The sequence below is a fragment of the Streptomyces lavendulae subsp. lavendulae genome (assembly GCF_002803845.1).
GTDB lineage: Bacteria > Actinomycetota > Actinomycetes > Streptomycetales > Streptomycetaceae > Streptomyces > Streptomyces lavendulae.
The window spans coordinates 8,042,708-8,055,301 of record NZ_CP024985.1; the positions used below are offsets into that span (position 1 = coordinate 8,042,708).

The window sequence follows — 12,594 nt, forward strand, 5'->3', positions numbered from 1 at the left end:
GGCGGACGCCAACCGCCCGGGCGGTGGCGCGAACGGAGGCAACTCGCCCATGGACCTGCGACCGGAGCTGTCGCCCCCGCCGGTGGGCCGGCAGCGGCTGGACGAGCTGTGCGCCGAGGTGGAACGCACAGCCGGCCTGCTGGAAACCGGCTCGGAGGCGGCGGACGGGGCGATCGCGCTCTGAGGACACTCGTCCGCCGGGGCCCGGACGGGCCCCGGCGGGCCGGCTCACTTGGACTGCGTGGAGACGCTCACACCGCTGAAGTCCTGCGCGGCGGCGAGGCTGAAGTAGACCCACCCGGCAGGCGGGTTGTCGATCGTCAGGGTCTCGCCGTTGCCCGCGTTGGTGGACTTGGCCTGGTAGTTGCTAGTGGTGGCCCAGGTGCTGCCGCCGTAGTAGAGGTCGGCGTTGCCGGTGCCGCCGCTGCTGGTGATGGTCAGCTGCTTGACGCCGGCGGGCAGGTACACGAAGTGGTAGCTGTAGTTGCCGGTGGTGGCCGCGAGGTTGTCCCGGCGGCAGTTCTTGTCGAACTGGCGGGGGTCGCCGATGGTGCACAGCGGGATGGACCGGGTCTCCGGCAGCGGGCCGCAGTCGGCGGTCGCGCAGGTGGTCGACAGCCAGGTGGCGAAGCCGGCGTCGTAGCCGGTGCCGATGGTCTGCTTCAGGAAGGTGCGGGCACCGTTCCAGTCACCGGCGCGGTACTTGCCGAGCACGGTCTCGACGTCGGCGGGGTGCGCCTGGAGCATGTAGCGGACCGCGAGGAAGCCCCAGCGGTAGACCCGGTTCGAGTTGACGTCGGGGTCCGCGTCCTGGCTGTAGACGGTGTCGAACAGGTCGCTCAGCTTGTACGTGTTCTTGGCCGCCTCGGCGATCGCGTCGGCGTTGCGCACGCCCCGGTAGCCGTACGAGATGTTCTCGGCTATGCCCTCGACCCACCAGATGGTCGGCGTGGTCAGGCTCGCGTCGAAGTCGCCGGCCATGTTGTAGCGGCCGTCGAGGTAGTGGGTGTACTCGTGGTTGAGGTTCCAGATCTGGAACTCCGGACGCAGCCAGCTGGCCTCGTGGGCGATGAAGCGGGCCTGGTTGCCGGGGGCGGCCGGGTTGCCCTCCTCGTACATGCCGCCGTTGTCGACGTCGATGTTGTAGATGGCCCAGGCGTACAGCGAGTACTGGGTGTAGTCGTCGAAGACGACGACCTCCAGGTTGGTGTTCACGTCACCGGGGATCGCGCCCTTGTCGCCGATGACCCGGTGGAAGTACGCGTCCTGGTTGACCAGGCTGGTGCAGGTGCCGTCCAGCTGGCCGGGGGACATGTCCTGGGCGCGGATCTTCAGGCCCGGGGTGCACGTGCGCTGGATCGGCAGGACCAGCGGGAGCACGCGGTCGCCCAGGTCGCAGATGGCGTAGGCCGCGCAGTTGCCCTTGTCGTACTGGCGCGTGTACCAGCCCAGGTTCATCGTGATCGGCGCGGTGGGGCCGACGTTCGGGTAACGGTTGATCAGGTCCTTCAGCAGCGGCCGGACCCGGTCCTTGAGCTCGGGGACGTCGAGGGCGTAGCCGAGGTAGCGGCCGACGTTGCTGACGACGTCCAGGCGGTTCAGCTCGGCGCCGTTGCGGGTGATGAAGCCGGCCCAGGTGTCGAGGATGGCGGGGTCGGCCTTGAGGGCGGCGCGCCAGCCGCGGGCGTCGTTCTTCGCCTTGAAGCCGTTCTCGACGACCCACTCGACGTGCTGCATCGCGAGGTTCATCTGGCCGGGCCACGTGCCGGTGTAGCTGCCGAGCATCCACTTGACGACGCCGGCGTACCGGCCGGCGGTGTGGGTGCTGTCGATCAGCGTGACGACCTCGTTGAGGATCTCGCCGTTGGCGTCGGTGACGTCCTTGCTGCGCGGGGAGGCGAAGAAGGCGTCCAGCGCGCCGCGCGCCGAGCCGTCCAGAGCCGTGCCGTAGTCGCCGACGACGTCCGCGTGGTTGTCCTGCACGTAGTAGCCGGCGCGCAGGAACAGCACCAGCTGCCCGATGGCGGCGCTGTTGTTGCCCGCGTAGCCGGCGGAGGCGTCGCGCAGCGCGTCCGCGACGGTCACCATCTGGGCCTCGCGGAAGGCCTTCCGCGCGTTGTCCCCGGTGAGGCCGAACAGCGGGTACGTACAGTCGATGCGGGGGAGGGCCTTGAGCTGCTGGACCAGCGCGCCGCCCGTGGCGTTGATCACGCCGGAGAGGTCGCCGCACTCGTCCGCGGCGGCGGCCGAGGACCGCGGGCCGGTCTTGTCGGTCTTGGCGGCCTTGTCCGGCGTGACGGTGGGGGCGGGGGCCGGGGCGGTCTCCTCGGCGCTGTCCTGCGAGGAGATGCGCAGGCGCGAGCCGTTGCGGAGCGCGTCGGGCGACTTGGGGACCGGGATCGACCGCGGCGCCGAGGCCGCGGCTCCGCGTGCGTTCGTACCGGCCGGGGCCGTGGCGCCGGCGGAAGCGGCCTGGCTCGGCGGTGTGAACAGGCCGAGCGCAATGAAGACGGCGGCGCCGAGCGCGGGAAGTCTGCGCGCGCCGGTCTTCGATATGCGGAAGGGATGCATCTGTGGGGGCCTCCGGGGCCGTTGTGCCGCGCGCTGGGGACACGGGCAGTCGATGTGTGACATGTAAAATTTCACATGTCGCATCGCGCCGGAAGTCTTTTGGCCAGATTCTCGGCCACCGAAACTGAAACGTTGTCAACTTCCGCCCCAGCCCCAGCCCCTGCCCTCTCCCCTGACCCGCCCCGCCCCCTCCCTCGCGTCAGGCCTCGCGTCAGGCCTCGGTCTTCGGGACCTTCAGCTTGACCCAGGACGTGGGGCCCGGGATGCCGTCGGCGTCGGAGCCGGTGTAGCCGAGTTGGCGCTGCCAGGCCCGGTAGGAGTTGACGTCGCCCGAGCCCCAGACATCGGCGTTGGCCGAGCTCCGGTAGCGGTCGCAGCCGACGTCGACCAGCCGCTCGTGCATGGCGGCGATGATCGGGCTTTGGCGGCCGGCGGTGAAGAATCCGGCGCCCGGGAAGGATTCGAAGGCGGTCGTGGGGGGTGTCCATCGCCACGAGGCGACGGCGGGACCGCCGCGGGGGTCGGCGGGGTCGGCGGTGGGCGGGCACTGCCCGTCGGGGTAGCGGGGGGCGAAGTAGCCGGTGACGTAGCTGCTGCGGCGCGGATTGGAGTGCGACCAGACGCCGTTGCCCTGGCCGTGGTCGACGGAGCCGGCCTGGATGCTGTTGCCGCCCTTGGTGTAGACGGTGTCGGCGTCGAAGCCGGTGACGATCTCGGTGTGGGCGCCGTTGCCGAAGTTGACCCAGGCGCCGACGGAGGGGTAGTCGGACCACTGGCCGTGGGCCCTGGCCCAGGTGGTGAAGGCGGTCACGTTGTCGACCTTGGGCACGATCCCGTCGAGACCGGCCTCGTGGTACATGCACCAGTCGAAGATCACGCACCAGGCGACGCCGTCCTCGCCGAACTCCTCCCCCCAGCGGGTGTAGTTGTCCCAGCCGTCGTGACTGTTCCAGCCCTCGTAGATCTGCTCGGGGACGGTCATGAGGTGGTCGGTGAGCTGCTGCCACTGGGGTGTGCTCATGGGGATGCCTCCGGGGCGGGTTCGGTCGTCCGCAGTGAGGTAAGCGGAGTCGTCAGTTTTCATGAGGATCCCCGGGAGTTGACGTCCCGATACCGTCCTGAGCTGTCGAAACGATTCAGCTGGATATCGGGGTGCCTGTCGTTCCGGAATCCGATGCGGGCGGCCGGCGGATCGGGGGCCGGAAGAATTGTTGAACGCGTTCAGTTCGGCTGGCAGAATGGATCCACGTCGTCGGCCGGGGCGGACACCCTCGTTTCGTCGCGGCGCGAGCAGGGGTGGTGGCCGTGGATCAAAAACGGTCGTACGGCCGGGTGCTGGTGGTCTCGGCGCTCGTGGGCTGCCTGGAGGTCGCGCTCGCCGTCGTGGTGGTCTTCCTGTACGTCCGGACGCAGCCCCCGCCGGACACCCCGGTCGATATCTCCGCCCTGGCGGCCGGGCTCCTCTCGTTCGGCACGCTCATCGGCGTGATCGCGTTCCTCCTGTCCGTGGTCTTCGTACTGCCCGCCGTGGCACTGGCCGATCTGATCGCCCGTCGGACGGGCGGGCGCGAGGCGTGGTGGGTGCCGCCGGTGGTGGCGGCCCTGGTGGCTCCGCCGATCGTGGCCGTCGCGGCGTACGACCACGTGCAGGCGCGGAGCGCGCTCGTCTTCCGGGCGGTGGCCACCGCCGTGCTCTCGCCGGGCGGCCTGGTCGCCCGGCTCCGGCGCCGGGGGCTGGTCGGGAAAGTGGCCCTGTGGGGTCCGGCGGTGGTGGTGGGAACGGGTCTCCTCGGCACCCTCGGGTTCGCCGTGGGCCTGCTCCCCGCCTACGAGCCGCCGGCGATCGGTCCGACGGCCATGGCCGGCACCTGGGTCGACCACACGAGCGGGACGCTGGTCTTCACCTCCGACGGCCGGGTCACCGCCTCCGGGGTCGGCGGCGGCGCGGCCGACGGGGTGTGCCGTCGGCGCCCGCCGGGCGTGTCAGCGCGGGGTCAGGGGCCGTGGTGCACTCTGGTTGTCGTGACCGGGCGGGTGACCGGGCCGGTCACGAGGGAGAGGTGCCCGGAGTGGTTGATCGGGGACCGGTCATCGGCCGTTCGGGTCCTGTCGGGATCCACGCAGGTTCGAATCCTGCCCTCTCCGCCGTACGCGGGCCCCGGGCAGGGGCCCGAAGGCGCCACCGCACGACGACGGCCCGCCCGGTGTTCCCGGGCGGGCCGTCGTCGTGCGGTGGGCGCAGTACGCACGGGCCGGGTCAGTTGTTCTGCGTGGCGTCCGTATCCGCCTGCGCGGCCGCGCTGTCGGCGGCGTCCAGCTTCGCCTGCATGTCCGCCGCCTGGCCGTCGGCACCCGCCGACTGCTCCGCCTTCGGATGGGCGGCCGTGCCGCCCCCGCAGCCGGTCAGCAGCAGCACGGCCCCGGCGGCGAGGGCGGTGAGTGCGGCCGCGCCGCGCCGGGCGGACCTCACTTGGACCCCTGCGCGGAGCACCAGGTGGAGACGCCCTTCAGGTCCTCCTGGCGCTTCTGCAGGGTCGGCAGCAGGTTCTTGCGGAACGTCAGGCGGTCGTTGAGGTAGGTCTGGATCTCGGTGTGACCCGCCTTCTTCGCCTCGGTGACGCGCTGCTCCAGCCGGGCGATCGAGCCCGCGACGGTGGCGTCGCCGTTCAGCCGGGTGACGGCGGCGTTGACCCGGGACTCGGTCTTCGGAAGACGCTTGCAGATCGCCTTGGCGCCGTCGCCCTTCGGCGCGGACTTCGCCGACGCGGCGGGGCTCGGCGAGGTGCTGTCGGCCTGTGCGGGCCCGGCGGACAGCAGAGCACCGGCGAGAGCGACGGCGCCGATCGCGGCGGCGGTCCTACGGTTCGCGAGCATGGTGGTATCCCCTTCGGTGCGACGGGCCGACGCGTGGGCGCCCCGGCCGAGCAGGACGCTAGGGAGCGTTTTTGTGGTTTCCTTGTGACCGCCTGGCCGGCCGCACCACGGCCCTCAGTCGCCCCGGGAGATCCAGTCGCGCCGCGCGGGCAGCCGTACGGTCGGTTCGTCCTCCGAGACCAGCGGGAGCCGTACCTCGATGCGGGCGCCCGTCCCGCCGGGTACCTCGCCGAGGGTGACCGTGCCCCGGTGCAGTGCGGCCTGCTGGGCCACCAGGGTGAGCCCGAGGCCGGAACCCGGGCTGCCGGGCCGGCGGTGGAACCGGCCGAAGACGGCCTCGCGTTCGGCGGGCGGCACACCGGGCCCCTCGTCGTCCACCGTGAGCAGCGCGAAACCGCCCTGCGCGCGCAGCCGGACGGTGACCCGGGGCGGTTCGCCCGGCAGGTGCCCGTGCACCACCGCGTTGCGCAGCAGATTGGCCAGCATGATCTTCAGACCGGAGTCCCATCCGAAGATCCGCAGCTCCGCCGGCAGGTCCACGTCCAGCACCAGCCCCGCCCCACCGTCCCGGCGAGCCGCCTCGGTGGCGGCCGCGTCCACCAGCTCGCACAGGTCGAGCGGGGCGAAGGCGGAGACCTCCACGAGGTCACCGAGCGCGAGCATCCGCAGCGCGCCGAGCAGTTCGAGCAGCCGGGCGTGGTCGCTCCGCAGGTCGCTCACCACCTCGGCCCGTTCACCGGGGGAGAGGTCGGGGTGGGCGGCGAGCACGTCCAGGTCCGTCTGCATGCTCATCAGTGGCGTACGCAGCTCGTGCGAGGCCGCGGAGGAGAAGGACCGGGCGGTCTCCAGGGCCTGCGCGGTCCGTGCCGCCTGCTCGTCGTAGCGGGTGAGGAGCTGGCCGATGGCCGCGGACAGTTCGTCCACCTCGGCGATGTTCGCGGGGGTACCGGCGAAGGCGGCGGCCCCCGCCGCCGGGTCGAGCCCGGCGGCCCGCCGGCTCAGCCGCCGTACGGACGCGGTGGCGCGTCCCGCCAGGCCGTACGCGAGGAGCCCGGACACCGGAGCGGCCAGCAGCGCCACGAGCAGCACCCGCCGCCGTACGGCGGCCACCTGCGGGTCGGTGCTCGAAGCCGCCGTGTAGATCCACAGGTTTCCGGCCGCGCCGCCGGTGACCGGCACGCTCAGCACCCGCCAGGCATGGCCCTTGGCGCGGACCGTGACCGGGCCCTGTGGGGTCCGGTCGGGCAGCCGGACCGCCGCGTCGGGCTGCGGACCGCCTTCCAGGACGGTCGCACCGTTCGCGCCGCGCACCCGGATCCCCGCGTCGAGGACGTCACCGAGCACCTTGCGGTGCTGGTTCTGCTCCGCCTTCGGCCGCCCGTTGCGGTCGGCGGCCAGCAGGGCCCGTACGTCGGGCAGGACGGCCGAGGCCCGGTCCTGGAGCCGTGCGTCCTGCTGCTGGCGCAGGTCGCGGCTGACGAGCCCGAGCACCAGCAGACCCGCCGCGAGCACCAGCAACGGCATGACCACGGTGACCGAGAGCGCGATCCGGGTGGAGAGTTTCACGATCGGCTCCCCGCGTCGGGCGCGCGCAGCACGAAGCCGACGCCGCGCACCGTGTGGATCAGCCGGGGGCGTCCGCCCTCTTCCAGCTTCCGGCGCAGGTAGCTGACGAAGGTGTCGACCGCGTCGGTGCGCACCTCGAAGTCGTAGCCCCACACCCGGTCCAGCAACTGGTCCCGGGTCAGCACGATGCCCGCGTTGCGCACCAGGGCGGCGAGCAGCTCGAACTCCCGCCGGGTGAGGTGGACCTCGGCCCCGCCGTGGCGCACCTGCCGGGTCGCCTGGTCCATCTCCAGCGGCCCTGCGCGCAGCACGTCCCGCTCGCCGCGCGCCGGGCTGCGCCGCAGCAGGGCGTGCAGGCGCAGCACCAGCTCCTCCAGTGCGAAGGGCTTGACGAGGTAGTCGTCGGCGCCGGCCTGGAGCCCGGCGACCCGGTCGGCCAGCTCGTCCAGGGCCGACAGCATCAGGACGGGGGTTTCGTCGCCCCGGGCGCGCAGGGTCCGGCACACCTCCGTGCCGGTCAGCCCGGGCATGGACACGTCCAGGACGAGCACGTCGGGGTGGCGCGCGTCCACCCGGGCGAGGGCGCCGGGCCCGTCCTCGGCGAGGACCACGGTGAATCCGCTCAGCCGCAGCCCGCGCTCCAGCGAACGCCGGATGGCGGCGTCGTCGTCCGCCACGAGCACCACTGCCGTGTTCATGCTGCCTCCCGCGCCGCCCTGCCCGAACCGGGCCCGACCCTCTCACAGCCGTCCGCGCCGCCCGGACGCGGGCCCCCGTGCACCACCACCGCGGAGGGCACGCCGTCCACGAGGGCCGTCGCCAGGCGGGCCACGGCCTCCCGGCGCGGCAGGCGGTGCCGGGCGCGGAACCCGCGCCGGGCCCGGACCGGGCGGTGCGTCAGTGTGGGGTCAGGGGCTCTCGTGCAGTCTGGTTGTCGTGACCGGGCGGGTGACCGGGCCGGTCACGAGGGAGAGGTGCCCGGAGTGGTTGATCGGGGGCCGGCCACTGGTCGTTCGGGTCCTGTCGGGATCCACGCAGGTTCGAATCCTGCCCTCTCCGCTGTGCGTTCGCTGCGCCCGGCCCCTCCGCGCCGCCGACTACGATGCGTGGCATCGGCGGGGCAGGGCGGCGGGGCGGAGGGGTGGCGCGTGAGCGGGTACGGCGCGGGCGGGTACGGGGATCCGGCGGGCGGCGCGGCCGGGCCGGCGCCGACGGGACGGCCCGGCCAGGGCGCCTCGCCGAACCCGCAGGGGTACCCGTACGCGGTCCGGCAGGCGGGATCCCCGTACGCGCCGCCGGTTCCGCCGCAGGGGCATCCGTACAACCCGTACGACCAGAGCCCGTACGACCCGGGCCGGTACAACCCCTACGCCCCGTACGTGCCGCCGCCCGTCGAGCCCTCCCGGGGCAGGAAGATCATGCGGGCGGTCCTCAATCCGCTGTACGCCGCTCAGCGGACCTTCCGTCCGTCGCGTACCGGGATCGCGCACGATCCGCAGGTGCGCCGGCTCCAGCTCTGGCGGACCGTACTGGGGCTGGCCGCCTGGGTGGGTCTGACGCTCGCCTACAAGGCCGTCGTCGGCGCCGCCGAGGTCAAGGCGCTGGCGGACGACCGTCTCGACCAGAGCTGGTCCAGCGTCCTGGTCCTCGTCTGCACCTTCCCCGTCGTCGTGGGCGTCTTCGTGGCCGCCGCGAGGGGCGGGCTGCGGCGCGTGTACCTGCGACGGGCCCTGCGCCCGCTCGGCGCGGTACTGGCCGTCATGGCGTCCATGGGCACCTCGGCGCTCGCGATGGCCCCGGAACTGGCGGGTCTGCGCGACGCCGTGGGGCTGCCCGGAAAGATCGTCATCGGGGTGCTGTGCCTGTGGTCGATCGGGTTCGCGCTCTACGGCATCGGCCTCTCCCTGGTTCACGTCTTCCGTACCGCCGACATCCACGAGGTGCTGCCGCCGGTCCTCGCGGGCGTCCTGGTGTGGGAGACGGCGCTGCTGGACGTGGTCACGGGTGCCTATACCCAGGTCCCGGCGGGCGTCCGGGCGGTCTTCGTCCTCGGCGCGCCCGTCACCGTCACGGCCCTGTCCTGGTGGGAGTTGCGCCGCCTGCGCCGCCACCACGGGCTGACGGTGCGCGGAGCACTCGGGCGCTGACGGCCCCGCGGCGCCCGTACGACGCCGCGCCCTGTCCCCCCTGGCCCGGCGTCAGCCGGGAAGGGCGTCGGCCAGGCCCGCGCCGAGGAGCAGGAAGGCCCGGTCGGCGGCGGCGACGGCCTCGGGGTACACCTCGTCCGCAGGGTGGCCCGCCTGCATCCGGGCGCTGTTGCGGTCGGCCAGGACGCGCAGGACGGTGACGATCTGCACCGCGGCGAGCCGCGCGGTGAGCTCGTCGGCCCCGGCCTCCTCCAGTGCCCCGGCGAGGGCGTCGATGCTGCGGCCCGCGTACCGGAGCAGCCGCTCGCTGAGGCTCGCCGTCGTGCTGAGCAGCCGGGCGAAGGCCACGGCGTCCGGGTCGGAGGTGAGTCCGGTGACCGGGTCCCGCCGGGCCAGGGCGTCGAGTTCGTGAGCGTGCAGGGCGGCCAGCGGGCTCGTACCGGCCGGGCGGGCGCGGACCACGCGGGCCGATTCGTCCTCGTGGTCGGCGAACTGCTGCAGGACCAGGTCTTCCTTGGTCGGGAAGTAGGTGAACAGCGTGCGCTTGGAGACCTCGGCCGCTTCGGCGATCTCCACGATCGACACGTCGTCGAAGCCGCGGCTCAGGAACAGTCGCAGCGCCGCTTCGAAGATCGTCTGCCGGGTGCGCTGCTTCTTGCGTTCCCGCAGTCCGAGTTGCTCAGTCATGCGCCCACGATAGAGCAATGGGGGTACCGAGGAGAAATTTGCACCTGGTATAGTTATCTACCAAGTGAAGTGATCGTCCTGTGGAGGCATCCATGAACGTGCAGGTCACCGGTGTCATCGTCGTCGGGGCCGGCGGCGCCGGACTCACCCTCGCCACCGAGCTCGCCCTCGTCGGAGTGCCCGCGGTCGTGCTGGACCGGCTGCCCGGCCGCAACCTCCAGTCCCGCGCCGGGGCGATCCAGCCCCGGACCGCCGAGATGCTCGCGCTGCGTGGTCTGCTGGACGACGCCCTCGGGCGGTCCATCGACTACCGGCTCGTCGGGGGCCACTTCGCGGGACTGCCCGTCCCGCTGGACTACGCGGCGTGGGACACCCGCTATCCGCACCCGGTCCTGCTCCCGCAGGACCAGCTGGAGGCGGTGCTCGAAGACCGGCTCACCGAGCTGGGCGGTCAGGTGCTCAGGGAGCACCGGCTGACCGGCATGCAGCAGGACGCCGACGGAGTCACGGTCACCGCGACCGCGCCGGGCGGGGAGCTGTCGCTGCGGGGCCGCTACCTCGTCGCGTGCGACGGCGCCCACAGCAGCGTGCGCAAGATCATCGGAGCCGATTTCCCCGGTGAGGCCGCCACCGTCCGCATGGGCACCGCCGATCTGCTGCTCACCGGGGACGTGGACGACAGCTCCTCCGGACACATCAGCTCGCGGATCCACACTTCGCCCCAGGGCCACTTCGCCATGATCACGCCGCTGGCGAACGGTCTCCACAAGCTCATCTTCAGCGGCCCGCAGACGATGCTGGCCGAGCGCGACGCGCCGGTGACGCCCGCGGAGGTCCGCGAGGTGCTGCGCGCCACCCACGGCGGGGCGCTCGACGTCGCCGAGATCCGCTACTCCTCCCGCTTCAGCAACGCCAGCAGGCAGCTGGAGCACTACCGCCACGGCCGCGTGTTCTTCGCGGGCGACTCCGCCCACATCCACTCCCCGGCCGGGGGCCAGGGGCTCAACCTCGGCGTCCAGGACGCGTTCAACCTCGGCTGGAAGCTCGCCGCCGTCCTGCGGGGAGATGCCGGCGAGGAATTGCTGGACACCTACCAGAGCGAGCGGCACCCCGTCGCCGCGCGGGTCCTCGCCCTCACCCGGGCCCAGGGGGTGATCATGGGGCCGCAGCGCGACGGTGGGCTGGGCGAGCTGCGCGACGTGCTCACCGACCTGCTCCGCCTGCCCGAGGCCAACCGGTACATGGCCGGGGTGATGGCCGGGCTCGACCTCTGCCTCCCGTCCCCCGACGCCGAGGCCCATCCGCTGCTGGGCCTGCGGATGCCCGACCTCGACCTCCTCCTCGACGACGGCGAGCGGATCCGGTTCAGCGACCTGACGCGCTCCGGCCGCGGCGTCCTGCTCGACCTCGGCGACACCCCCCTCGCCGCCGCGGCTCCCTGGAGCGACCGGGTCACCCACGTGCGCGCCCGGGTGGAAGCCGCCGGGACCGGCGCCGAGGCCGTGCTCGTCCGGCCCGACGGCTACGTCTGCTGGGCCGGAGGAGCCGGTCTCACCGAGACGCTCACCCGCTGGTTCGGCCCCGTCCGGACTCGTGGCTGACGGGCTCGCGGGGGAGTCCGGGTGATCGGCTCAGTACGGCAGGGCCCGCTTCGCGAAGGCAGGCGACAGCTCGTTCTGCGCGGCGCGCGGGAAGGCGACGGTGTCGGGGTTCCCGTCCGAGACGTACCTGCTCTTTCCGGCGGCGAGCTTGTCCAGCCAGCGCGAAGAACCGAACTCGGCGTCCTCGTCCTTCGGTCCCGCCGAGCGGATCCGGGGGATGGCGCCGGGCGTGAAGGCCTTCGCGAAGGGCGAGACCGACGGGTTGGCCCCCACGAGGTACACCCCGTCGTAGCGGTAGCCCGTTCCCCGGGCGGCCACCGCGGCCGGCTCGGGCATGGCACCGAAGGGCAGGGCGAGCGAGGTGACGCGGGTCCCGGGTGCGGCCTTCTCGATCGCCTGCTGGCCCGCCGAGATCGCCCGCGCGGCGCCCGCCTGGTCCAGGGAGCGCAGGTTCTCGTGCCGGTCGGTGTGGTTGGCCACCTCGTACCCGTGCGCCTTCAGCCAGGTCAGGGCCTTGGCGGAGCCCGTGGCCGAGAAGGCGTCCGCGTTGACGAAAAAGGTCGCCACCGGCTTGAACGCGGGGTACTTCTTGGCCGTCTCCGCCAGGATGGCGACGGCGGTGTCGGGCGCCGGGCTGCCGTCCGCGCCAAGCCGCACCTGACTGTTGGTCGAGTCGTCGAACGTGAGGACCACCGGGTGGGCGCCGGCCGGGATGTCGATGCGGCCCGTCTGGAAGTCCCGCGCGGTCACCGGCACGTAGTCCTCCCGTGCGAGGCGCTCCAGTTCGGCCCGGAAATCGGCCGGGGTGCGGTCGTAGACGCCGGCCGGCCTGTCGACGAGCTGGTGGTACATCAGCACCGGCACCTGGCCGAGTTCGTTGGCACCGACCTCCGCCGGGCCCTTCGCTGCGACGGGGGCGACCGCCGCCTGCGAGGCGGTCGTGCGAGGGTGCCCGCTGGTGGGTGACGGCCCCGTGGAACAGCCGGTGGCGAGCAGGGCGGCGGCGCCCGCCAGGGCGCCGAGCGGGACGAGGGGGTGGCGCATCAGGAGCCTTTCCACGGTGAGGTGTCGCGCCATACCTACCGGCGAGCGGAGCCCCGATACCGCACTGTCCCCTGCATGGCGTAGCCGCCACGCCGCAGACGATC

At 72.8% G+C, this 12,594-nt stretch carries 12 protein-coding genes, 1 tRNA gene and 1 pseudogene; 5 read left to right on the plus strand and 9 right to left on the minus strand.

All coding sequences use genetic code 11. From position 1 onward, the window contains the following. Positions 1 to 49: 49 nt before the first annotated feature. Positions 50 to 184, plus strand: a complete 135-nt coding sequence (locus SLAV_RS43280) for a hypothetical protein (RefSeq protein ID WP_256462233.1) — start codon at positions 50 to 52, stop codon at positions 182 to 184. A 44-nt stretch (positions 185 to 228) separates the two neighbouring features. On the opposite strand, the gene SLAV_RS36085 is transcribed toward SLAV_RS43280, so the two are convergent. From SLAV_RS36085 to SLAV_RS36095, 3 genes are all read right to left on the minus strand, one after another. Continuing rightward, positions 229 to 2,571, minus strand: a complete 2,343-nt coding sequence (locus tag SLAV_RS36085) for a M9 family metallopeptidase (protein ID WP_244225262.1) — start codon at positions 2,569 to 2,571, stop codon at positions 229 to 231. A gap of 211 nt (positions 2,572 to 2,782) precedes the next feature. After that, positions 2,783 to 3,592, minus strand: a complete 810-nt coding sequence (locus SLAV_RS41880; protein ID WP_244225263.1) for a peptidoglycan-binding protein — start codon at positions 3,590 to 3,592, stop codon at positions 2,783 to 2,785. Positions 3,593 to 3,881: 289 nt separating this feature from the next. Continuing rightward, on the minus strand, positions 3,882 to 4,256 hold the full coding sequence (locus tag SLAV_RS36095; protein ID WP_100661155.1) for a hypothetical protein: 375 nt from the start codon (positions 4,254 to 4,256) through the stop codon (positions 3,882 to 3,884). 369 nt (positions 4,257 to 4,625) lie between these two features. On the opposite strand from SLAV_RS36095, the gene SLAV_RS41240 reads away from it, so the two are divergent. Then, positions 4,626 to 4,716 (plus strand) — tRNA-Asp (locus SLAV_RS41240). A 112-nt stretch (positions 4,717 to 4,828) separates the two neighbouring features. Here SLAV_RS41240 and SLAV_RS36100 read toward each other — a convergent pair. The 4 genes from SLAV_RS36100 to SLAV_RS36115 all read right to left on the minus strand — a co-directional run bounded on the left by SLAV_RS36100 (position 4,829) and on the right by SLAV_RS36115 (position 7,709). After that, the gene (locus tag SLAV_RS36100; RefSeq protein WP_100661156.1) at positions 4,829 to 5,041 is read right to left on the minus strand and encodes a hypothetical protein; all 213 of its coding nucleotides are present in this window, start codon (positions 5,039 to 5,041) and stop codon (positions 4,829 to 4,831) included. After that, positions 5,038 to 5,445, minus strand: a complete 408-nt coding sequence (locus SLAV_RS36105) for a hypothetical protein (protein WP_100661157.1) — start codon at positions 5,443 to 5,445, stop codon at positions 5,038 to 5,040. The genes SLAV_RS36100 and SLAV_RS36105 overlap by 4 nt, the downstream gene beginning before the upstream one ends. A 114-nt stretch (positions 5,446 to 5,559) precedes the next feature. Continuing rightward, positions 5,560 to 7,011, minus strand: a complete 1,452-nt coding sequence (locus SLAV_RS36110; RefSeq protein WP_100661158.1) for a sensor histidine kinase — start codon at positions 7,009 to 7,011, stop codon at positions 5,560 to 5,562. Then, positions 7,008 to 7,709 (minus strand): response regulator transcription factor, encoded by a 702-nt coding sequence (locus SLAV_RS36115; RefSeq protein ID WP_100661159.1) that lies wholly within the window; start codon positions 7,707 to 7,709, stop codon positions 7,008 to 7,010. Before SLAV_RS36115 ends, SLAV_RS36110 begins: the two co-directional genes overlap by 4 nt. A gap of 270 nt (positions 7,710 to 7,979) precedes the next feature. On the opposite strand from SLAV_RS36115, the pseudogene SLAV_RS41245 reads away from it, so the two are divergent. Further along, a pseudogene (locus tag SLAV_RS41245) lies at positions 7,980 to 8,070 on the plus strand. A gap of 89 nt (positions 8,071 to 8,159) precedes the next feature. Then, positions 8,160 to 9,158, plus strand: coding sequence for a hypothetical protein (locus tag SLAV_RS36120; protein ID WP_244225264.1), 999 nt, complete (start codon positions 8,160 to 8,162; stop codon positions 9,156 to 9,158). A gap of 51 nt (positions 9,159 to 9,209) precedes the next feature. On the opposite strand, the gene SLAV_RS36125 is transcribed toward SLAV_RS36120, so the two are convergent. Beyond that, positions 9,210 to 9,845, minus strand: coding sequence for a TetR/AcrR family transcriptional regulator (locus SLAV_RS36125; RefSeq protein ID WP_100661160.1), 636 nt, complete (start codon positions 9,843 to 9,845; stop codon positions 9,210 to 9,212). 92 nt (positions 9,846 to 9,937) lie between these two features. On the opposite strand from SLAV_RS36125, the gene SLAV_RS36130 reads away from it, so the two are divergent. Next, positions 9,938 to 11,446, plus strand: a complete 1,509-nt coding sequence (locus SLAV_RS36130; RefSeq protein WP_100661161.1) for an FAD-dependent monooxygenase — start codon at positions 9,938 to 9,940, stop codon at positions 11,444 to 11,446. 30 nt (positions 11,447 to 11,476) lie between these two features. Here the strand turns inward: SLAV_RS36130 and SLAV_RS36135 are convergent, their stop codons facing one another. Further along, complete coding sequence (locus SLAV_RS36135) at positions 11,477 to 12,490, minus strand: polysaccharide deacetylase family protein (RefSeq protein ID WP_208754742.1); 1,014 nt, start codon at positions 12,488 to 12,490, stop codon at positions 11,477 to 11,479. Positions 12,491 to 12,594 lie beyond the last annotated feature (104 nt).